Raw genomic sequence first — 21,235 nt, forward strand, 5'->3', positions numbered from 1 at the left:
ATCGAAATGTAAAATGCCCATATACAATCGAAGTATATGGGCATTTTTGCTGTAGGAGGAGGACTCGAACCTCCACGGGGTAGTTAGCCATAACGCAATGTGTGGTGGTCAACCCCAGTCGAATCCCGCTTTCGCGGAAACCGGCATTACGTAACGTTTATCCTATGATCCCCACCCCCGAGACAAGAGGGTATGTCTGCCAAAATTTCATCATCCCACAAGATTCACAACGATTATGCAGATTTATGAAGTATCTTGAAAGATCTCCCACCATTTCTAAACGTTGATAGTGCAATATTACATCAAAACCCTCATTTTCTTGTAATTTGTTCAATAAAAATTTTGGAAATTTCGATTTTATTCAAATATTTGCTAATATCGTTGACGAATTCCAAAAACACATTGCAAAAATGGGAGCTAAATTGAATCTTGACAAACTGGATCTCCAGATCATTCACGAAATGATGGACAATGCAGAGATCTCCTATGCGGACCTCGGTAAAAAACTGTTTGTTTCAGGAGGAACGATCCATGTACGGATAAAGAAACTTCAGGAAGCCGGCATTGTAAAAGGTACAAAACTAAATGTAGACATCAAACAGTTGGGATATGACGTGATTGCTTTTATCGGGATTTATTTAGAAAAAAGCAGCCTTTATGATTCCGTTGCCAAGGAACTTCACAAGATTCCAGAGATTGTCAGGCTCAGTTACACTACCGGAAATTACAGCATGTTTGCAGAGATCGTCTGCAAAGATATTGGTCAGCTGAGATACGTTCTTCACGACGAATTGCAGAAGATCAAGGGAATTGAGCGAACAGAAACGTTCATTTCACTGGAAGAAAGCCTGAGCAGGAACGTACAGGTTTATAAGCAATAGAAAACCGGGTACCAGAACAGCAATTGGAACAATTATCTTGTCATTACACAATAAATTAGTGTTTCTGATCATTGAATATTAGGATTATTTTTAAGATTCCGACTTTACAAAACCAATTCAACTGAAGCTAATCGCACCTGTCATGAAAAGAACTTTAATGCCGCTTGTTATCATCCTGTTTTTCCTGGCCGGTATTGCTGCCTGTGGCAAAGGTGGAGGCGGTACAACTCCAACATCCTGCTCTGAAACGGCAATGACGGTGTCGACGACCCCGGCGATCGGATCTACTCAAACACCTTCTGCGGGAACAACATTCCCGGTGGCCGTAAACGTCTCAGCGAATCTTCCCGCGGCAGGCGCAACAATAGAAGTGAAAGCAAGACCAGAATCATCATCAACAGCTTTTTATACCGAAACTAAAAATGCAACAACAGGTGTTACGAATTTCACCATCACGGCTACACCGCTCGGAGTGCCGTCAATCGTTGAAATTACAGTGACTTCAAAGAGCTGCTCTTCCAATAAGTTTACCGGTTCCTTCAGATACTCCAGGAAATAAGATTGCCAGTTAATCTTTGACCTGTAAGGCATCGCGAAGCCCGTTGCCCAGCAGGTTAAAAGCCAGCACAAGTATCATAATAGCCACTCCCGGGGCAAGTGCCAGCATGGGATTATGCGTAATGATGAAATTATAATTTTCCTTTATCATCAGGCCCCAGCTGGGCTGCGGCGGCTGCACCCCCACCCCCAGGAAGCTGAGACCAGCCTCGATCACTATAGCTGAAGCAAAATTTGAAGCTGCCACTACTATAACGGGCCCCATTACATTTGGCAAGACATGTCTCATAATGATCCTCGCATTTGAGAATCCAAGAGCCCGCGCAGCCTCTACATACTCCATTTCCCTTACCGCCAGTACCTGTCCGCGGATAATGCGGGCAACACTCACCCACATCGTTAACCCGATGGCAATAAATATCTGCCAGAACCCTTTGCCCAACACAAGTGTGATGGCGAAAACAAGTAACAGGGTAGGGATGCTCCAGATCACATTGATGAACCACATAACGAGTTCATCTACCCAACCACGATAATAACCCGCAACGGCGCCAAGCAACACACCAATACTTAAAGAAATGATGACGGTAATAAGTCCCACGCCGAGGCTTACCCTAACGCCGATCAATAACCGACTTAATATGTCCCGCCCGTATTTATCTGTGCCAAGATGAAACCTGATCCTCTCAACCTCGTATTCACTAATGCTTCTATGCTGCAGGTTAGCATTAATACTGTCGGGACCACTGTTGGTCCCATTTATATTGTCAAGCGTTTTCAAAGCCTGGTTGCTATTGTCTTTGTTTTTTGAAGAGGGTTTTTCCAGGAAAAAAGCTCTTCGTTCTTCCACACCCTCGTCAATGTACTGGGTAATTACCAGGCTGTCGCCGGTTTCAGTAAATCCCGTAATAGGAATATAGTCATACCTGTCTTTGCCGCCGAACAATAATTTTCCAAAAAAAGATGGCTGAACCTGCTCACGCTGAGTGGGAAGTTTTAAGAATAACATTGAAAAGCCGGGCTTCTGTCCGCCGATTTCGACGATCATACGGTTAGCATTAGCCGAACTATCCGGCGCGACCAGGTATCCCAGCAATGCAATCATAACTGCCAGGATAATGATCACAATCCCGCCAATGGCTCCCTTGTTTTTGCGGAGCCTTCTCCAGGTACTACGCTCCTTTAACCCTGTTGCCATGGTTGCTTATTTTTCTGCCTTTCCATTCATACGAACCGAATTTTCCCAGCCAACCTGCGATGATAGTGTACAGGATATGAAAGGGTTGCATAAACGGAAAATACCGCATCAGGCGCTGCCGGCCAAAAAAGGTTGCCACACTATTTACAAAAGGGAATTCAATCAACACCTTCGCAATAAGCATGAGGATAAAAAAAATAAAATAATTTGTCTTTAAAAAAGATGCGATGCCCGCAATTACAAACGAAACATTTACCAGGTAAACCATCAGCAGTATCCAGAATATTCTTTTTTCTTCATAATGTGCCGCTTTGCTCGCCCACCGGATACGTTGGTTGAAAAAATCACGCACGGAAACGGCTCCAGAAGTATCCGCAATTGCCTGTTTCGCTTTAAGATAAGTCACCTTACCCGGGTTCTTCCGCCAGATTTTGTACATAAGCAGCATATCATCCCCGCTCGGGATATGATCAATACCGGTGAACCCATCTGCTTCTAAAAAAGCCTGCCTGGTGTAGGCGAGGTTGGCTCCATTACACATGGTGTGAAACTTTGAAGAGACCGAAGCGCCGGTGATTCCTTGGAGGGTGATGAAATCAAGTGATTCAAAAATGGATAAAAAACTGTTAGTAGTTCTGAATCGCACAGGGGCGGCGATAAATACACTTCCGGTCCGGATATGACTCGCAGCAATCGTACTTAGCCAGTTCGGCTGGAAACTACAATCTGCATCTGTTGTAACGATGAGCCTGCCAGCGGCAATTTCAATTCCGGCAGTGATGGCTTGTTTCTTAAATGATCCCGTTACTACCCCGGCAACATCCTGCAAACTGATCACCTTTATATATCCGGGTTCAATATAAGCACTGATCAGTTCGAAAGTATTATCGGTTGAATGATCATCCACTAATATGATCTCCGTGAGTGCAAAAGGGTAATCCTGGTTCTTTAACGATTGCAATAAACGCGGAACATTTTCCGATTCATTACGCAGAGCAACAACTACCGAGATACTTACATCATGTTCTTCATCCCCCCCTTTAACCGACGATTGTCTGTATGATCCCTCCAACTCCATCTCAGGTATGTGGTCCCATTCACGATGATAAAAGGCTATCAACACCGCGTAACCAATCATCAGGATGATAAATATAAAATAGAACAGCACCATAAGTAATAGGATGTCAGAATCTCAAACGTCTGAAAATTTTCGATAAATTCTTTTTGTTTTTCAGTTGCATGATCTGGTGCCCGCATGGCAAAAGTTCCACCTTAATTAAGTCGTGCGTATCCCTGCAAAATGCGATTCCGGTCGATGCCGGCATGATCCTGTCATAAGCCCCATAAATAAGCAACACCGGGATCTCGCGGTCCTGGATCTGTTTTTTGATTGTCTTCAGATCAGGTTGCATCCATCGCATAGACATCCACCTTCTGTATAAAAGCTTACGGGTACCGGCTTCTTTCAGATAAAACCAGCTGAACTTAAACACAGCAGGATTGATGATCTTTAGTTTGTTGGCTACCCGCAACGTAAAAAGCAACCACCCGGGGTTTCTCACCGTGATGGCAAATACCTTTTGTCCTATCACAGTGCTTGTCGACAGCCAGTACCAGTAGTTCAGTTTCAGGCCATCCGGCGCAAGCAGGATCACCCTGTCGACATGTTCGGGCCGGTGATCCAACAGGCTAAGGGCAATCCTTCCGCCGAGGCTATACCCCGCAAGTTCAATGCGGGGGTTATCACGTTGATGTTTCCTGCAGATACTCAATATCAGATCCCAGAGCATCTTCGCATCAAACCGAAAAGCATCGTTCCACTCCGTTTTGCCGTGATGCGGCAGATCGATCGCCAACAGCGAGCAACCTGCGGGAAACACGTCCTGCATAATCCCGAAGGATAGCGCGTTCTCATCATATCCATGAAAACAAACGATGAGACGGGGACCCCGGTCAGCAAAATGATAGTGAATCAGCGAATTATGGTGTTCTATAAATTCTGCAAGCATCTCCACCCGCAATCTACTGCCTCCATTTTGTATTACCATCACGCGCCGCCCGAATTTGCGACCACAGGTAGTGCCCTGCTCCACAAAAAAATCCGTTAAACCACTTGATTAAACGAAGGAAATTAATTAAGTTTGAATAGTTGTATAAACAACTATATGTCAAACAACCATTTTAAGAAAGGAGAACTTTACAGCTTTATTACCGGGATCGCATCGATTGCCATAGCCCGGAGGCTGCAAAAGAAGTTCAATAATGCGGGGCTGAATCTTACGATCGAACAATGGAGCGTGTTATACCATCTCTGGAAAAAAGATGGGATCAGTCAACAGGAATTATGCAATGCGAGTTTCAGGGATAAGCCGAGTATCACCAGGTTAGTTGATAATCTTGAGAAGCTCGACCTCGTTAAACGTGTGCCTTCTGATTCTGACCGGAGAATCAATCTCATCTATCTGACCAAACAATCCCAGACCCTGCAGGATGAATCAATGGGTTTGGCGGAAGAGACATTAAACGAAGCTTTGACCGGAGTACCCCAGGAAAGAATTGAAGTATGTAAGGAGGTATTGAAAATCGTTTATGATAATCTTAAATAACAGGCCCTCAAATTCATTAGCTAACTATAAAACTTGCAGATATGAGCACTATCACAGAAAATAAAACATTGTTGAAAGGCGGAGAATGGCTGGTGCGGGAAAGTGTTCCCGCTGACACTTACACGTCTGAGGAGTATAATGAAGAGCAGCAGATGGTCAAAGATATGTGCCGGGACTTCCTGGATACGGAAGTGATGCCAGTAATTGACCGTATAGACAAACTGGAACCAGGACTGATGCCAGGCTTACTGGAAAAAGCGGGTGACCAGGGCCTCCTGGGAATTTCTATCCCGGAAGAATACAATGGACTTGGTAAAGATTTTATTACCGCTACTTTGGTCAACGAGGCACTTGGTGGCGGATTTTCATTTTCCGTAGCTGTTGCTGCGCACACCGGGATAGGAACGTTGCCAATCCTGTATTTTGGTACTGAAGAACAAAAGCAAAAGTATATTCCAAAACTTACCTCCGGTGAATGGAAAGGAGCATATGGGTTAACCGAGCCAAACAGCGGAAGTGATGCTCTCGGTGCTAAAACTACTGCGACACTGTCGGCTGATGGCAAATTTTATTTACTAAATGGTCAGAAATGCTGGATAACCAATGGGGGTTTTGCGGACGTCTATACCGTGTTTGCAAAGATTGACGGAGATAAATTCACGACATTTATAGTTGAGCGCGGATTTGAAGGTTTTACCCAGGGACCGGAAGAACATAAGATGGGCATCAAAGGCTCTTCAACCGTACAATTGTATTTCCAGGACTGTAAAGTTCCGGTTGAAAATGTACTTGGTGAAATAGGTAAGGGCCATATCATAGCTTTTAATATTTTGAATATAGGCAGGCTTAAGCTTTGCGCTGCAGCACTTGGTGCATCCAAACGTGTTGCTTCCAACAGCATTAAATATGCGAATACCCGCGAGCAGTTTAAAACGCCGATCTCCTCTTTTGGTGCGATAAAATCAAAAATTGCCGAGATGGCAATTAAGATCTGGGTTTGTGAGAGCGGGTTATATCGTTCGGCCAAATGGATAGATGATAAAGAACACGAACTGCTACAAAAGGGTAAGCCGTTTAATGAAGCGTTGCTTGGCGCTGCAGAGGAATACGCCATTGAATGTGCTATGCTGAAGGTTTTCGGTTCGGAGGTGTTGGATTTTGTAGTGGATGAGGGAGTTCAGATCCATGGTGGTAATGGATACAGCGATGAGTACCTTGTTTCAAAAGCATTTCGCGATAGCCGGATCAACCGGATCTTCGAAGGCACCAATGAGATCAATCGTTTGCTGACAGTGGACATGGTACTGAAACGGGCGATGAAAGGCAGAATAGATCTGATGGGGCCTGCCATGGCTGTTTCGAAAGAACTGATGAGTATCCCGGATTTCAACAGCGATGACGATGGTGAATTTGCCAAAGAGAAAAAGATGATCATCGCATTCAAAAAAGCAATCCTGATGACTGCGGGAGCAGCGGTTCAGAAACTAATGATGAAACTGGAGTCTGAGCAGGAGATTCTTATGAACATCGCAGATATGGCTATCGAGACCTACCATGCTGAAAGTGCGTTGTTGAGATTGATCAAACTGGTTGAACAGAAGGGAACAGCGGCATGTGCGTTTGAAAAGGATATCGTTCAGACCTTTATTTATGATACTGCCGACAGGATAAATAAATATGGAAAGGATGCTATCAATTCATTTGCTGAAGGGGATGAACAAAGAATGATGTTGCTTGGGATAAAAAGATTCAGCAAGGCAGATTCTTTCAATTCAAAACTTGCACGCAGACGTATAGCCGATAAGTTGATAGCCGATAACAGCTATCCGCTGTAGGCAAATTTATCGATCCTGCAGGAATGAAATTGACTGGTAGCATAAAGTGGCAGCAGTTTCATTGCTGCAGGATATTTTTTATAGTGCAGATAGGTATTCTTCAGTTGAATTTGCAGATGCTCATAGCCGGTATTTCTTATCTTGGCCGAATGAAATTCAGCCTGATCCTGCTCTTATTTATCGGTTTTCACACGATGGCCCAGGATACAAACACTGTTCGTCCCGTGATCCACGACAGCATAACCGGACAGCAGGTAGTGCGCGACACGGGAATTACTAAATTACCTTTCCTGGTCAGAACCTCTGGTCCTATGCCTTATCTCGAATATGGCCGTGGTGATGACCGCCTGGGAGGCGCCAAGATGACCTATCTCGACAGCAACCTGCTTTTGCTTGTGGTTGACTCTTTTGCAACAGACTACAAAGTGCAGCTCTCAGAAAAACATACAGGCTATATCCCAAAAACAAATACGAAGCCTGATTCTGTTACTACCAGGAAGCCCTATTACCTGAGCGCTAGCTGGAAGGTTTACGGGGACCAGCATCATGACTACATAAGCATACAGCTTGATGAAAGATTACCATACAGGAGTCAACAAACACTGGCTCCTTCGGGTCTTACCATTGATATATTTGGTGCAACCAGTAATACAAACTGGATCACTCAGACGGGTACGGCAAAAGAAATCAGGAACGCCTGGTATGAACAGCTTGAAGATGATCTGCTCAGGGTACATGTTCAGCTTGCGCACCAGCAGCACTGGGGCCATTATATTTCCTATGACAGCGCTTCAAAGAAATTGATCATCAGGATCAAAAGGCAACCTTCGCTGAAAGCAAAAAATCTAACAATAGCTATTGATGCAGGGCACGGTGGAACAAATACCGGCGCTATGGGCAAGAACACAAAAATCACCGAGAAAGAGTACACACTCAGGTTTGCCAATGAACTCAGTAAAAGGCTTAAACGAAAGCGATACCAGGTGTACATGACCCGGACAGCTGATGTTGATATCAGTATGATTGACCGGGCGCTTATGTTACGGGCGCGAAACCCTGACCTGCTGCTCAGCCTGCATCTGAACTCATCTGCCAACGCGGCCATACGTGGCACCAGTACTTACTATCGTTATATCGGCTTTCGCCCGCTATCTGAAAAAGTTCTAAGCAGGATGCTGGCGATGGGGTTAGCGAATTTTGGTAATGTCGGTGCCTTCAATTTTGCGCTGAGTGGTCCTACTGAGTATCCGAACTGTCTTGTTGAAATTGCATTCCTCAGTAATGATGAAGACGAAAAACTTATCGCTGATCCAAAATTTCAAAAAAGAGTGGCAAAGCAAATACAAAGAGGCGTCAAAGATTGGTTGAGAAAACTGGATTAATCAATCAGGGTTGAAGAAAGAACCGGGTTAAGCAAACTGAATTGAACGAATGTCTGAAACGAGAACGCGGTTGACGGGATGGATTAAGAAATGTCGAAGGAATAATCTTCAGACAAACACTTTAAGATACCCTCAATAAGAGCTGGTTAATATAACCGGCGAGGAAACCGGTGTTACCGGCGGTATCTCAGGTAAAGAAAATTTTTCTTTCGACCTGTTATATTGCTTGATATATTTCCGGCTACGCTTAACACCAACGCTTGACATCAGACCGCTGAACGTCGTTTTCACCCAATAATTAAACACAAATTTTTCGGTGTCGCGCTCATAATAAACCATCTCTTCACCGAAGTGAGCGTTACGAACAACTGAATTAGCCAACAAGTTTAGTATCCGGAGCGTCAGCTGTCTTTTTTCAGGATCATCTTTATTGAGCAACGCAATCTTCAACCCTCTGTAGTGAAAATTCATTCTTCCTATTGCCGCGTATTTATTGCCGGTCCAGTGCGCATACAGCGTATCTGATAAACCGTTTTTTACCCCTACATTGGCCAGTGGCTGGCTTGCTTTTGTGAAACTCGTTAACTCCATTGGTGAAGCATAAAACTTCATGATGAATGGTGACAGAGAATCATGATACAGCTCATCATATCGCATATGATTAATCCTGTTATCCAGCACTAAAGATGTCGCGGAAACACCAAGCACATCATCAGTATTTACCCTGTTTCGGATATTCGTTATTGTTGCTTCAAGGCTACGTAACGGTATGGTCCCTGCTTTTTGGGTCTTAGCGGAAATCTCATGAATAGTTACATTACTTCTTTTTAGTATTACCGAATCGATAGCGATAGGGAAACGCACTAAACTGATGAGTTTCGTTGGCATCATTTTCTCTATTCCATGCCTGAAGGGAACACGTTTGTCGCGGCTGGCCTGGAGATTTATTTTATCAAGGATGATTTTATTGATCGAAAGCGTGGAGTCACCCGAAGAAGGATCATAACTTATACCTTCCACGCCCAGTTTTTCGCCGTCAACAACCAATTCATCTCGTTGCCAACGTGCTTTTTTAAGCGCAGTAGCCGCGTTGACCTTTGGTTTGACGGAGAACCGGCCGCTTGTGAACGAACTTTTCGGACCGTTCCAACTGAGATCTTCAGCCTCTGCTTTCAGATCCCGATTCTCATAACTTGCCTGGCCGCTGTTCCAGGTCGCCAGTTTAAGCAGAGGCAGCCATTCGATTTTGGTACTGGCTGAAAGTCCGAAGGCGGGAGCCAACAATGTTCCTGAAATATTTTTCGCTGTTAATGCGGCTGAATCAGCAAAATCCATCGCGAAATCAAGGGAGCTCCAGTTAAGATCAATGCCAGCATTTATGCCAAACAACCTGTTGGCCGACCGGCCCAGTTTCGCGTCGGTAAATCTTGCATTAAACGATGGTGCGAATGCCCTGATCCGTTTTTGATCAAACTTGAGATCACGCATGGCTACATCCAGCTCTTTGAATCTGAAAGGTAACGCCTCGTTGTTTTCATATACGATCGTGTTGCCTGATAGATCCAGCGTGGTCTTAACCGTGATTGAGTCGGCCTCGTTAATATACACGACCGAATTGTTTTTTAAATTAAGCTGGCTAGCTGAAACCCCTGTAACGGAAACCTTTTGAATCTCATCTTCTTCCGCCTGATCCCCTGGTGCCCCCGCTTCCTGGCCCATGACCGGTTTCTTTTTGGCAAGAATGGTTAGAGAAGCAGTATCGGAAACTATTGATTCCAGGACCAATTTTGAAAAATCAGCACTTTGAAATGCCATATTGAGATTCATCACGGGTGCCTCGAAATTGACTTCTTTGTCATTGTTGTTAAGCTGAAGTTTCACATCCCTTAGCTGATTTATGCCGCGATTGCTTAGCATCATCGATTTAAATGATGCGTCCATTCCATTTTTCTTAAAATGAAACGGGCTGATCCTGGCACGCAGATCTGTCCACCTGAGCTGCTCATCCCGCGAGCTAAAATCCGTCAGGTGGATCTGATCAGCGTTTAGATCTAATATTGAATACTGGCTTTTCAGTCCGAAACCAACTTTGCCAATTTCGAAAGTGTCAATTATGAAAACCGGGAAACTGCCTTTTTTTTTGCCGGGAGATGTAGCCGGTTGTACGGTTGCTGTCAGTTCCCTGATCTGAAGTGTTCTTATCTTAATGATCCTGGATATCTGAAATACATCCCAATCCAGTATGTTCCAGGTTAAATCTTTAGCGGATACTGTCGTTCCTGAAGGAGCGGATAACACCAGGTTTTCAGCATAACTGTGTTTGGCTGTTCCCTTAAATTGAAAATTATCAAGCCCAAGACTGAACGCCGGAGATGATAAGGAAGCCACCCTGACATTCATCCAGGGTAATGCGCGTTTGATATCAACGAGTGAGTCGCTTTGCAGCAATTTGTTTATGAGTACAACACCGTTTATGGAATTAAAATCAGCATTAAATATATTTTTAGCAGACCTTAATCTCATATTACCGTCGATGATGCGGAAGCTGTCAACGTTAATAAGCTCATCAAGACCGTTCATCACTTTATAGAAAGCTTTGAAGGAAAACTTTTCACTGCTGTCATGGTCATCATGTTTTTTTCCGTTCGTGAAAAGCCTGATCGTCGGCCGGTATATCGAAATTGCAGGTGCCTTAAGTTTTTTCTTCATCAATTCTTCAAGATCAATATCCCTGAATTGCAACTCAGGCGTCGTAAATGTCATGTTGGATGGCCTGGAGTTGCCAGGCGCGTTACCAAAGCTTGCATCTATGAAAGTCAGGTTATTATTCCGAAGGCCGAATTTGCTTACCGTCAACTGGTACAAGCTATCATTGGTCACAAAAGTGAGGTTGTTCAGATTAAACATTACACTATCAACACTCAGTGGCTTCACCTGATCGTTAAGCGCCCGGAGATTATAAATCCGGATATCTGCCTGTTCCGTTGAATATGAACTGCCGGTCCTGTTTTTTTCGAAAATTGCGAAAGAACCTTTAATAATATTTATATAACGAAGCTCTACTTTGTTAAACATCTGGTTGAGCGCTCCGGAGATCGACCCACTTGAATCCCGGTGATTGCTGAATGCCTTACGTAGTACCAGGACCGGCCTTAAACAGACCAGGCTGTCCACTACAAATTCATTGTTTGAGAGATGCTCCTGTAGTCTTCTTGGGCTGAATCTGAACTGATCTGCGTATAACGAAATAGTATCAGGTGTTTTTTCCCCCCTTATCACTAAGGTGCTGGAATCAATCTCCACAAACTGATCTTTTGCGGAATAATGAAGCTGCGAAAATTTCAGCTCCTGGTTTCCGCCCGGAAACTTCCAGGATTGGTTTTTAATGGACAGATCAATATCATCAGTGTACATCAGGTCGTTCGTCATCGAGTCTTTTTTCCTGAAGTTGGATATTCTGAGGTTGATATGGTCCGCCAGGAATGGTGCCTGGTGCCTGAACGTTTTATACTCAAAGGAAGCATTCGTCAACCGGAAGCTACGAACCTGCAAACGTTGGGTGAGGTTGTTGATAAGGTCGGTGATCGTCGAGGGATGAAATTCATCGGTAGCCCTGGGTTTGTCGGTATGTACGGTTATCCGGAAATAAGGCTCGTTGATGATGATGTCATTTACAACCAACTTTTCATTGAACATTATGTCACGAAGGGATTCTACGGAGAGAAAAACTTTTTGCGCAGAGATAAAATAATCAGCGGACGCTTGCGCACTATCAAGAGGAGCAACGATAACCTTGTTGAGCGTGATCTTTTGATCCCAGATAGACAGGTTTACTTTGGCTGCGCTAAAAGTGTACTGGCCACGAGTCTCTTTTTCAATAACCGCTTTTAGTATCTCTTTGAATCTATATATAAAGACGAGATAGCTTGCTGTGATCAACAAGGCAATGCCCATCGAAACAAAGAGCAACCATTTCCACTTGCCGGTTTTTTTCAAAAAAGATAAGATTAAGATTCACACACGATGACCCTAAGTGAAGGGTGCCCGAGTAATTATATTAAATTTAAACCTTATTTCGGTTTCATTTTCCTAATTAAGCATTTTCGGCATTAAATACATAAATTTAACACCCTAACGCAATCCTGAATTTATATGTCAAAACATTCCCGACGCAGTTTTATTGCTAATACAGGTAAAGCCGCTATTCTCACTTCCATTGCATCACTAACATATACAACCGCATCATCTATGACAGCGAATAATATCTTTATTCACCACGTATTTTTTTACCTGAAGAATCCGGCCAGTACTGCAGACCGTGATAAGTTGGTAGAAGGACTGAAAAAACTTTCGAAGGTCAAAACCATCAAGACATTCCATATCGGCAAGCCTGCCGACACCCATCGCGATGTAATTGAAAGATCATATTCCATTTCCTGGATGCTTCATTTCAACAATCCGGCCGACCAGGAAAGTTATCAGACCGATCCTATTCACCTGAAGTTTATCGAAGATTATTCTGCATTATGGCAGAAGGTGGTGGTCTATGATTCGGTAGATGTTTAACAGCGATTTTAGTGGCTGCGGGAAAGCCGGGACGTTGCGTCTTCATCTACAAACCAATGCAATTCTCCCATCGGTTTGATCACCTGGGCCGGGTAATGATCGGGATCAAAGTCTCCTTCCAGTACCTGTGCCAATGCCGGGGCCTTGCTTTTACCGGAAGTAAGAAATGCAACTCTTGCCGACCTGTTGACGAACGGCGCTGTGAGTGTAATCCTGTGCATATTCTGTGAGTCCAGGAATAAAGAAGTGACCCATTTTTTACTTTCATGGATCACGGGTGTTCCGGGAAACAACGAAAGCGTATGTCCATCGTCGCCCATTCCGAGCAGTATGAGATCCAGCGTATAGCCGGCGGATCCGAAGTATTTTTGGAGCACCTTCTCATATTCAGCCGCTGCTTCAGCGGGCTCTATATCTGTGCGCATGATATGGATCTGTTGCATCGGAACATCCACCTTATCGAGCAGCGTATCAAAAGCCATTTTTGCATTGTTCCTTTCATCTTCCAGGGGAACCACTCTTTCATCGCCCCAGAAGATATGGACCTTTGTCCAGTCGATATCTTCCCTGTAAGGATAACCGCTTAGCAGGCTATGTAATTTTTGGGGCGTTGAGCCCCCGGAAAGTGCCAGGGTAAACCGGTCCTGTTTTTCAAGGGTCCGTTTGATGACGGCGGCAATCCACGCGGCGGCCTGCATGCTGAGATCATTATTGTCTTTGCAGATATGAAGTTTCATACAGGATCAGTTTTTAAGTTATCGGTCAGTCTTTATGGGCCTGTGGTAGGGTGACCCAGTTATGGCCATCCCTCGCAATCAGTGCCTCGGCATCTTCCGGGCCCCAGGAACCGGGCGCATAATTCGGGAAATCCACCGGTGGTCGTGCTTCCCATGCGTCCAGTATGGGCATTATTATTTTCCAGGCTGCTTCAACCTGGTCCGCCCGCATAAATAAGGTGGCATTTCCTTCCATAACGTCCAGTAACAATGTTTCATAAGCTTCGGGTTCGTGGCCGTCGTAAGCATCCTCATAACTGAATACCATGTCTACCGGGTTCAGCACCATTGCCTGGCCGGGACGTTTTGCCTGGAATCTGAGCCTGATGTCCATTTCTGGCTGGATGCTGATGGTTAGCCTGTTTGGTCTCCAGGTTTGTGTCGCTTCCGGCGGAAACGCATAACTGGGTGCTGGTTTAAATTGTATGGTGATAATGGTAGTCTTCTGATGCATTCTCTTACCGGTCCTCACGTAAAACGGAACGTCCTGCCAGCGCCAGTTCTCAATAAAAAACTTTACTGCCGCAAAAGTATCTGTCGGAGAATTCGGGTCAACGCCTTTTTCTTCCCGGTAACCAACCACCTCTTTTCCCTGCATCCACCCGGTTGAGTATTGTCCGCGTACCACGAACTTATGCACTTCATCTGGTTTTACGGGTCGGATTGCATTCAGCACATCAACTTTCTTGTTGCGGATCTCGTTAGCGTCAAAGGATACCGGTGCCTCCATACCTATCATACAAATCAATTGAAGTATATGATTCTGGACCATATCCCTGAGTGCGCCTGAATGTTCATAATATCCCCCTCGCCCCTCGAGGCCAACGGTTTCGGCCGCCGTTATCTGAACATGATCTATGTAATTGTGGTTCCAGATCGGTTCGAACAATGCATTTGCAAACCGAAGTGCGAGTATGTTCTGAACGGTTTCCTTACCCAGGTAATGATCGATCCGGTAGATCTGCTCTTCCGAAAACATGGAAGAAAGCAGCTGGTTAAGTTCATGAGCACTTTGAAGGTCATGACCGAACGGTTTCTCAACAACTATCCTGGTACATTTTGTATCAGCACAGATATTGAGTGGTCCGAGTTTACTGGCGATATCAGGCACAAGTTGCGGAGCTACTGCCATGTAAAAAATTACATTGGGATGTTCTCCGTATTCTTTTTCTTTTTCTTTGACAACCTCAGCAATCTTCGCGTATTCTGCCTCATTTTCAGCATCCATTTGCAGATAGCTGATGTGTTGCGAAAAATCTTTCCATTTGCCGTTCTGCTCGTCTTTACGACGGCTGAACTGTTTGATACCATCCAGGAGATGATTGCGGTATTTTTCGTTCGAATATTCTGTTCTTCCGATGCCGACTATGCCAAATTTTTCAGGCATCCAGTCATCAATAAATAGATTGTATAAAGCGGGTGATAATTTGCGAAAATTCAGATCACCGCTTCCTCCGAAAATAAACAGGAGAGATGCCGGTGGTCTTTTGTGGTTCTGTATCATAAAGAATATCTACAATTGAAAAATAATTATTGGTACGATTAAACCCAGGCCCCGGAAAAGCAACACCATTAATGGTTGCCGTTGATCCGGTTGATCCGAAGGTCAGGGTAAATGCTCAAACTTACCGACTGTCCATTCAGTGTGAAAATAAGTTCCGGTGCCGTCTAACCTTTCATAGGTATGTGCTCCAAAAAAGTCTCTTTGGGCCTGCACAAGATTGATTGGCAGACGGGCGCTGCGATATGCATCGAAATATGCCAAAGAACTTAAGAGCGCGCCGGAAGGATAACCTGCCCGGACAACCAATGCGGCCACCGTGCGGGTATCAGCTTCTTTGTTGAGCACCCACCGGGCTATTTCTTTATCCAGTAAAAGGTTAGAAAGTTTTGGATCCTGCGCGTAGGCTTTCGCAAACAAGTCGAGTAAGGCGGACCGTATGATACAACCTCCCCTCCATACCTTAATGACTTCCGGCAAGGGAATATCCATGGAAAGGTCTGCCGAGGCTTTCTGTAACATAGCCAGCCCCTGTGCATAACTGATCAGGATCGCAAATGCCAATGCATTTTTTACTTCTTCAATAAATACTTCCTGTGGCAATGGGATCGCTTTTACTCCGACAGGATAAAGGATTGCAGCCTTCAGTCTTTCATCACGGTGAGAGCTGATATTGCGCATGGCAACCGCCATGTCTATTGAAGGAATAGGAATGCCAATATCAAGTGCATCCTGTGAGGTCCATTTACCTGTGCCTTTAGCGCCTGCCTTATCAAGGATCTGGTCAATCAGGTGACCATCCGTCATATTATCTTTTTGTTTGAAAATTGCCGCAGTTATCTCAATAAGAAACGATTCAAGTTCGCCCTCGTTCCAGGTTCTGAACACATCGTGCAGCTCATCGTTGGAAAGACCCAGCCCGCGACGCAGTATGTCATAAGCCTCACTGATCAGTTCCATTATCGCATATTCAATCCCGTTATGAACCATCTTTACATAATGACCCGCTGCACCTCTGCCGAGATAAGATACGCAGGGAACTCCGTTAACTTTCGCCGCCACTGCTTCAAGTACGGGTTTCACTGAATGCCATGCAATCTCGTTTCCGCCGGGCATGATACTTGGTCCCGTGCGGGCTCCCTGCTCTCCACCTGACACGCCCATCCCCATAAAATGGATCCCCGTTTCATGCAAGGTGTTCACGCGGCGGAGCGTGTCGGTATAATGAGAATTTCCACCGTCGATAATAACATCACCTGGTTCCACCAATGGTTTAAGCGCTTCGATCACATCATCTACTGGTTTACCGGCAGGAACCAACATCATCAGCTTTCTGGGCTTTGCAAGGAGGGCAACCATTTCTTCCAGGCTGTTAACTCCCTTAACGGTAGTTCCTGGTGTTGCCGAAGATTCAAGTAACGCAGTTTTTTTAATGTCTTTGTCATAGCCAATTGCCGTGAAGCCATGGTCGGCAAGATTGTAAAGAAAGTTCTGTCCCATCACACCGAGACCGATCATTCCGAAGTCGAATAGTTGATTTGTCATGTTTAAACTTGTCTAAGAAGGCGTAAAAGTAGGTAATTTGTATTTTCACCAATGGCAATTTCTGTTATGAAGCTTTGTGATGAAGCAATGCTGTGAATGAATAAATCATTTCTTTGTAAGAATTAGTAAGTATGGCTCCATCCCGACAGGCTGCAATGGGTTTTATCTTTGTTACGATTCTGATTGATGTAATTGGTTTAGGTATAATTATCCCGGTGGTGCCACGACTGATCATGAATCTGACGGGTGAAAATAACAGCATAGCTTCAGAGTACGGTGGCTGGCTCACATTCGCATATGCAATCATGCAATTTCTTTTTGCGCCGGTGCTTGGTAATCTCAGTGATAAATATGGGCGGAGACCGGTGTTATTGTTTTCTTTAATTGGATTTGGTATCGACTACATCTTTGTTGCCTTTGCTCCGACTATATGGTGGTTATTCATTGGCCGCATCATCGCGGGAATAACAGGTGCCAGCTTCACCACCGCCACTGCCTATATAGCTGATATCAGCCCGCCTGAAAAGAGAGCGCAGAATTTCGGAATGGTTGGGGCCGCTTTTGGTCTTGGTTTCATCATAGGTCCTGTTTTGGGTGGGCTACTTGGCAGCGTGGGAACACGCACACCATTCCTTACCGCAGCGGGGCTGAGCCTGTTAAACGCTGCCTATGGCTACTTTGTATTACCAGAGTCGCTGCCGCCTGAAAACCGCCGGAAGTTTGAATGGCGCAGGGCAAATCCCATGGGATCACTGGTTCAGTTAAGAAAATATCCGAAGATTTCAGGGCTTATTATTTCACTTGTACTTGTATATGTTGCCGCCCACGCGGTTCAAAGCACGTGGACTTTTTATACCATTGAAAAATTCAGGTGGGATGAAAAAATGATTGGTTATTCGCTGGGGGTGATTGGCCTGCTCATCTTTCTGGTGCAGGGACTGCTTATCAGGAAGATGATCCCTGCGCTTGGCAACGAGAGAAGCGTCTACACAGGACTATTATTGTACAGCATAGGGCTTGTTTTGTTCGGTTTGGCGAACCAGGGGTGGATGATGTTTGCTTTTAGTGTTGTGTATTGCCTGGGAGGCATAGCCGGCCCGGCGATACAGGGAATCATAAGTAACCAGGTTCCGGCCAACGAACAGGGCGAACTGCAGGGAGGGCTGACGAGCCTGATGAGTGTAACTTCGATTATCGGGCCGCCATTGATGACAACATTATTTGCCTGGTTTACCCGGCCAAATGGAAAGATAAATCTTCCCGGAGCTCCTTTCCTTGCGGGGTCAATGCTTACACTTATCAGCACGGTGCTGGCTTACAGGAGCTTTAAAAAAGCAAGTTAATTTTAACGAATGAAGCGAATTCAGTATTTAATTCCAGTTTTATTGAGTATATTTGCGGACTCAATTTGAGATTCACAGTTTTAAGGTTAGTTCACGATCATTTCCCCGTTTTACGCTGGTAGCTCGTAATCATCTTTACTCCCCTGTATTTTTTCAGATTGGAATTTAATCATTTTAATCAGTTAATGTAGTATGAACATTTATGTTTCAAATCTTAGCTTTAACGTCATTGATGAAGACGTTGAAAGCTATTTCGCAGACTACGGAGAAGTTAGTTCTGCAACAGTTATTAAAGACAAATTTACTGGCAAGTCACGTGGATTTGCATTTGTAGAAATGCCTAATGAAGAAGCTGCAAACAAGGCTATTCAGGAACTGGACGGTGCTGTTGTTGATGGAAGGACCATCAGTGTAGCAGTAGCACGCCCACGTGAAGAAAAAACAGGCAACAGACCCTTTGCACGCAAAGGAAGTTTCAGCCGTTAATTTTCAATCGATCACCGTTCGATACGCGAAGAGCCCTTGTGGCTCTTTTTTTTTGCGGGTACCTGAGCGCGAAACTCCTATCCCGGCTGATGAATAATAAAATTTTCCGATTCGCAATGGGAAAAAAACCTCGGGAAAACACTTTTTATACGGGGGTAAGCCCTGCGCAGGCGTTTAGATTCGTATTCGTTTTTGAGCGTTAATAGGAAGGGCTTTGACCACCGGTTTCTACCGGCTATCAAAGCTTTTTTTATGCCTATAATTATAATTCCCTGAAACCTTGTACAAATTATCCGAACGATCAACAAGTCGACAGCCCTTTCAATGGCGTAATAAATTTGTAAAATTGCCGGCGCCTGTCTTCAGTGACTTAGTGTTACAGAAATAAGAAATACCTTTACAGAACGAAAAAACATTAGATGAGTGAGACTATAAATGCCGTTCCTCTGACTGCCAAAGATTTTACAACCGACCAGGAAGTACGGTGGTGCCCGGGTTGTGGTGATTATTCGATCCTTGCGCAGGTTCAGAAGGTCATGCCCACAATCGGGGTTGCAAAAGAGAATATTGTCATTATTTCGGGAATTGGCTGTAGCTCACGCTTTCCCTATTATATGAATACTTACGGTATGCACTCTATTCACGGACGTGCTACCGCGATCGCTTCGGGTCTGAAGGCGACCCGGCCGGAACTAAGCGTCTGGATCGTTACAGGTGATGGAGACAGCCTGAGTATAGGCGGAAACCATACTATTCACCTGTTAAGGCGCAATTTTGATGTCAACATTCTATTGTTCAACAACCAGATATACGGACTGACGAAAGGCCAGTACTCGCCGACTTCAGAAAAAAGCAAGGTTACGAAATCGACACCATACGGCAGCCTGGATCATCCTTTTAATCCCCTGGCCCTGGCCATGGGTGCTGATGCTACATTCATAGCACGTAGTATGGACAGGGATCCGAAACATCTCCAGGATATGTTAAAAAGAAGCCATGCGCACCATGGTGCATCTTTCCTCGAAATCTACCAGAACTGCAATATTTTCAATGATGGCGCCTTTGAGATTTTCACCGAAAAAAGCACAAAACCGCAGGAGGGGCTATTCATGGACCAGGGTCGGCCGCTGATTTTTGGTGCCGGTCAGAACAAGGGAATCAAACTGGACGGTTTCAAACCAATAGTCGTCGATCTCAATGATGGTTATAGCGCTGATGACCTTTGGGTACATGATGAAAAGGACTTTTATAAGGCCCAGATCCTGGTGAGAATGTTTGATGACCCGCGTGTAGAGGGCCACTTACCACGGCCATTCGGTGTTTTTTACAAAGCCGACCGTGCATGTTATGAAGATACGCTCAACCTCCAGATTGAAGATGTGATCGCGTCTAAGGGGAAAGCTGACCTCGATAAATTGCTCAGGGGAAGGGAAACCTGGGAAATCCTTGCCTGATTCCGGGCGGCGGTTCCTGGTTAACGAATCATCTGGCATTCAGGGCAGTAGCTTAAAAGGTTTCGAATAGATCAAAAGTCTCCGCTTCCGCATACAATATACCTGGGATAATGGGGTTATATATCCAACCGTCATCCCATGAAAAAAGTCTCAGTTTTGCTGCTTACAGCCGGCATCGGCTTAATCCCAACAATCAGGGTTCATGCAATGAATCCACCCTCGCACACAGTCAAAAAATATTTTGACCTGGTCTCTGGAAGCCCGGCGTCATCCCTGCCGGGGAACTATGATAATTCAGGTGAATATTTTCACGTATATGTAACTCTGCCGGGAAAGGCTACGCAATCGTTACAGACCGGGACGGATAGGAAACAGAAAGCCCGCGAAGCTTTACTTCCCCTGCTGCGGGGCGTCTTCAATACCCGTTGGAAGGATCTTGAGGTGATGCTTACCATAGATGCCGGCTGGAGAAATGACTCGCTCTCTATAGAATATAAATATTATAAAGGCAACAACCTGATGATACTCAGCGATGACTCCCTCGTTGAAACAATTTATTTCACAGTAGATCCCGAAGAGGTCGATGCCATCGATACAGAGCAGGATGAGTTCTGGTTTTTATACATGCGTAATAAAAAAAAGAAGTTGAATGTACAACACCTGGTTAGCCGTCCATCTAAAGGTGTTAATGAAGTTAGCTGGTGTTCTTCTTTTGGCATCCCGGTTCGCCCGGAGAACCTGCCGCAGATAATTCAGCTGTTAAAAGAGATCCGTACGAAAAACTGACTGTGAAAAGACTGACGATTCATTGAAACATAGCATTGCCATCCATCTAAAGAACCAAAGAAAATAATTGCAGGTATCAACGCTCAGATCGTCGTTCCGAAATCAATTGGTTATAACGCTAACAGTTAACCGAAAAAAAAATGCCAGCGATTGAAATCGCCGGCCTGTGCTTACCTCTGAAACCACAAAAAGAAAGAAGTTGCGAGGTTATCAATAGTAACTTTAAATGAAGGGTTTTTCGGATGTAATATGTTCAGTTGATAAATGTATATCACATATGCAACAGCATTAACATAGTAATTTCAGCAAACAAAACCC

General features: G+C 44.7%; 17 protein-coding genes. 10 read left to right on the forward strand and 7 right to left on the reverse strand.

The window, feature by feature from the left end; genetic code table 11:
- The first annotated feature begins 410 nt into the window (after positions 1 to 410).
- Positions 411 to 881: an Lrp/AsnC ligand binding domain-containing protein gene (locus tag ACX0G7_RS03095; protein ID WP_458921954.1), complete on the forward strand. Its 471-nt coding sequence runs from the start codon at positions 411 to 413 to the stop codon at positions 879 to 881.
- A gap of 142 nt (positions 882 to 1,023) precedes the next feature.
- Positions 1,024 to 1,440, forward strand: coding sequence for a hypothetical protein (locus ACX0G7_RS03100; protein ID WP_458921955.1), 417 nt, complete (start codon positions 1,024 to 1,026; stop codon positions 1,438 to 1,440).
- Between the two features lie 9 nt (positions 1,441 to 1,449).
- Here ACX0G7_RS03100 and ACX0G7_RS03105 read toward each other — a convergent pair whose 3' ends face one another.
- From ACX0G7_RS03105 to ACX0G7_RS03115, 3 genes are read right to left on the reverse strand one after another with little or no spacing between them, the layout of a single operon-like run.
- Complete coding sequence (locus tag ACX0G7_RS03105) at positions 1,450 to 2,637, reverse strand: ABC transporter permease (protein ID WP_458921956.1); 1,188 nt, start codon at positions 2,635 to 2,637, stop codon at positions 1,450 to 1,452.
- Entirely contained in the window at positions 2,612 to 3,808 is a 1,197-nt protein-coding gene (locus ACX0G7_RS03110; protein ID WP_458921957.1) for a glycosyltransferase, read from the reverse strand. Before ACX0G7_RS03110 ends, ACX0G7_RS03105 begins: the two co-directional genes overlap by 26 nt.
- 13 nt (positions 3,809 to 3,821) lie before the next feature.
- The gene (locus ACX0G7_RS03115) at positions 3,822 to 4,685 is read right to left on the reverse strand and encodes an alpha/beta fold hydrolase (protein WP_458921958.1); all 864 of its coding nucleotides are present in this window, start codon (positions 4,683 to 4,685) and stop codon (positions 3,822 to 3,824) included.
- A gap of 117 nt (positions 4,686 to 4,802) precedes the next feature.
- Here ACX0G7_RS03115 and ACX0G7_RS03120 point away from each other — a divergent pair, with 117 nt between their 5' ends.
- The 3 genes from ACX0G7_RS03120 to ACX0G7_RS03130 all read left to right on the forward strand — a co-directional run bounded on the left by ACX0G7_RS03120 (position 4,803) and on the right by ACX0G7_RS03130 (position 8,460).
- The gene (locus ACX0G7_RS03120) at positions 4,803 to 5,243 is read left to right on the forward strand and encodes a MarR family winged helix-turn-helix transcriptional regulator (protein WP_458921959.1); all 441 of its coding nucleotides are present in this window, start codon (positions 4,803 to 4,805) and stop codon (positions 5,241 to 5,243) included.
- A gap of 41 nt (positions 5,244 to 5,284) precedes the next feature.
- Positions 5,285 to 7,078 (forward strand): acyl-CoA dehydrogenase family protein, encoded by a 1,794-nt coding sequence (locus tag ACX0G7_RS03125; protein ID WP_458921960.1) that lies wholly within the window; start codon positions 5,285 to 5,287, stop codon positions 7,076 to 7,078.
- Positions 7,079 to 7,227: 149 nt separating this feature from the next.
- Positions 7,228 to 8,460, forward strand: coding sequence for an N-acetylmuramoyl-L-alanine amidase family protein (locus tag ACX0G7_RS03130; protein ID WP_458921961.1), 1,233 nt, complete (start codon positions 7,228 to 7,230; stop codon positions 8,458 to 8,460).
- Positions 8,461 to 8,592: 132 nt separating this feature from the next.
- Here ACX0G7_RS03130 and ACX0G7_RS03135 read toward each other — a convergent pair whose 3' ends face one another.
- Positions 8,593 to 12,456, reverse strand: a complete 3,864-nt coding sequence (locus tag ACX0G7_RS03135) for an AsmA family protein (protein WP_458921962.1) — start codon at positions 12,454 to 12,456, stop codon at positions 8,593 to 8,595.
- 156 nt (positions 12,457 to 12,612) lie between these two features.
- Here ACX0G7_RS03135 and ACX0G7_RS03140 point away from each other — a divergent pair, with 156 nt between their 5' ends.
- Positions 12,613 to 13,026 (forward strand): Dabb family protein, encoded by a 414-nt coding sequence (locus tag ACX0G7_RS03140; protein ID WP_458921963.1) that lies wholly within the window; start codon positions 12,613 to 12,615, stop codon positions 13,024 to 13,026.
- 8 nt (positions 13,027 to 13,034) lie between these two features.
- Here ACX0G7_RS03140 and pgl read toward each other — a convergent pair whose 3' ends face one another.
- The 3 genes from pgl to gndA all read right to left on the reverse strand — a co-directional run bounded on the left by pgl (position 13,035) and on the right by gndA (position 16,848).
- Positions 13,035 to 13,763, reverse strand: a complete 729-nt coding sequence (gene pgl / locus ACX0G7_RS03145; RefSeq protein WP_458921964.1) for a 6-phosphogluconolactonase — start codon at positions 13,761 to 13,763, stop codon at positions 13,035 to 13,037.
- Positions 13,764 to 13,788: 25 nt separating this feature from the next.
- Positions 13,789 to 15,306, reverse strand: coding sequence for a glucose-6-phosphate dehydrogenase (zwf, locus tag ACX0G7_RS03150; RefSeq protein WP_458921965.1), 1,518 nt, complete (start codon positions 15,304 to 15,306; stop codon positions 13,789 to 13,791).
- A gap of 102 nt (positions 15,307 to 15,408) precedes the next feature.
- Positions 15,409 to 16,848 (reverse strand): NADP-dependent phosphogluconate dehydrogenase, encoded by a 1,440-nt coding sequence (gene gndA / locus ACX0G7_RS03155; RefSeq protein ID WP_458921966.1) that lies wholly within the window; start codon positions 16,846 to 16,848, stop codon positions 15,409 to 15,411.
- Positions 16,849 to 16,979: 131 nt separating this feature from the next.
- On the opposite strand from gndA, the gene ACX0G7_RS03160 reads away from it, so the two are divergent.
- The 4 genes from ACX0G7_RS03160 to ACX0G7_RS03175 all read left to right on the forward strand — a co-directional run bounded on the left by ACX0G7_RS03160 (position 16,980) and on the right by ACX0G7_RS03175 (position 20,917).
- The gene (locus tag ACX0G7_RS03160; protein WP_458921967.1) at positions 16,980 to 18,191 is read left to right on the forward strand and encodes a TCR/Tet family MFS transporter; all 1,212 of its coding nucleotides are present in this window, start codon (positions 16,980 to 16,982) and stop codon (positions 18,189 to 18,191) included.
- Positions 18,192 to 18,383: 192 nt separating this feature from the next.
- Complete coding sequence (locus ACX0G7_RS03165) at positions 18,384 to 18,677, forward strand: RNA recognition motif domain-containing protein (RefSeq protein WP_458921968.1); 294 nt, start codon at positions 18,384 to 18,386, stop codon at positions 18,675 to 18,677.
- A 419-nt stretch (positions 18,678 to 19,096) separates the two neighbouring features.
- Positions 19,097 to 20,131 (forward strand): 2-oxoacid:ferredoxin oxidoreductase subunit beta, encoded by a 1,035-nt coding sequence (locus ACX0G7_RS03170; protein WP_458921969.1) that lies wholly within the window; start codon positions 19,097 to 19,099, stop codon positions 20,129 to 20,131.
- Positions 20,132 to 20,269: 138 nt separating this feature from the next.
- Complete coding sequence (locus tag ACX0G7_RS03175) at positions 20,270 to 20,917, forward strand: hypothetical protein (RefSeq protein ID WP_458921970.1); 648 nt, start codon at positions 20,270 to 20,272, stop codon at positions 20,915 to 20,917.
- Positions 20,918 to 21,235: the final 318 nt, after the last annotated feature.

The sequence above is a fragment of the Flavitalea antarctica genome (assembly GCF_054461535.1).

What these genes read in the sequence shown, in the direction of transcription:
- ACX0G7_RS03170 (WP_458921969.1), top strand. Translation starts at nt 19,097, where the DNA reads ATGAGTGAGACTATAAATGCCGTTCCTCTGACTGCCAAAGATTTTACA.
- pgl (WP_458921964.1), bottom strand. Translation starts at nt 13,763, where the DNA reads ATGAAACTTCATATCTGCAAAGACAATAATGATCTCAGCATGCAGGCC.
- ACX0G7_RS03165 (WP_458921968.1), top strand. Translation starts at nt 18,384, where the DNA reads ATGAACATTTATGTTTCAAATCTTAGCTTTAACGTCATTGATGAAGAC.
- ACX0G7_RS03105 (WP_458921956.1), bottom strand. Translation starts at nt 2,637, where the DNA reads ATGGCAACAGGGTTAAAGGAGCGTAGTACCTGGAGAAGGCTCCGCAAA.
- zwf (WP_458921965.1), bottom strand. Translation starts at nt 15,306, where the DNA reads ATGATACAGAACCACAAAAGACCACCGGCATCTCTCCTGTTTATTTTC.
- ACX0G7_RS03175 (WP_458921970.1), top strand. Translation starts at nt 20,270, where the DNA reads ATGAAAAAAGTCTCAGTTTTGCTGCTTACAGCCGGCATCGGCTTAATC.
- ACX0G7_RS03125 (WP_458921960.1), top strand. Translation starts at nt 5,285, where the DNA reads ATGAGCACTATCACAGAAAATAAAACATTGTTGAAAGGCGGAGAATGG.
- ACX0G7_RS03120 (WP_458921959.1), top strand. Translation starts at nt 4,803, where the DNA reads ATGTCAAACAACCATTTTAAGAAAGGAGAACTTTACAGCTTTATTACC.
- ACX0G7_RS03130 (WP_458921961.1), top strand. Translation starts at nt 7,228, where the DNA reads ATGAAATTCAGCCTGATCCTGCTCTTATTTATCGGTTTTCACACGATG.
- ACX0G7_RS03095 (WP_458921954.1), top strand. Translation starts at nt 411, where the DNA reads ATGGGAGCTAAATTGAATCTTGACAAACTGGATCTCCAGATCATTCAC.
- ACX0G7_RS03160 (WP_458921967.1), top strand. Translation starts at nt 16,980, where the DNA reads ATGGCTCCATCCCGACAGGCTGCAATGGGTTTTATCTTTGTTACGATT.
- ACX0G7_RS03115 (WP_458921958.1), bottom strand. Translation starts at nt 4,685, where the DNA reads ATGGTAATACAAAATGGAGGCAGTAGATTGCGGGTGGAGATGCTTGCA.
- ACX0G7_RS03110 (WP_458921957.1), bottom strand. Translation starts at nt 3,808, where the DNA reads ATGGTGCTGTTCTATTTTATATTTATCATCCTGATGATTGGTTACGCG.
- ACX0G7_RS03100 (WP_458921955.1), top strand. Translation starts at nt 1,024, where the DNA reads ATGAAAAGAACTTTAATGCCGCTTGTTATCATCCTGTTTTTCCTGGCC.
- ACX0G7_RS03140 (WP_458921963.1), top strand. Translation starts at nt 12,613, where the DNA reads ATGTCAAAACATTCCCGACGCAGTTTTATTGCTAATACAGGTAAAGCC.
- gndA (WP_458921966.1), bottom strand. Translation starts at nt 16,848, where the DNA reads ATGACAAATCAACTATTCGACTTCGGAATGATCGGTCTCGGTGTGATG.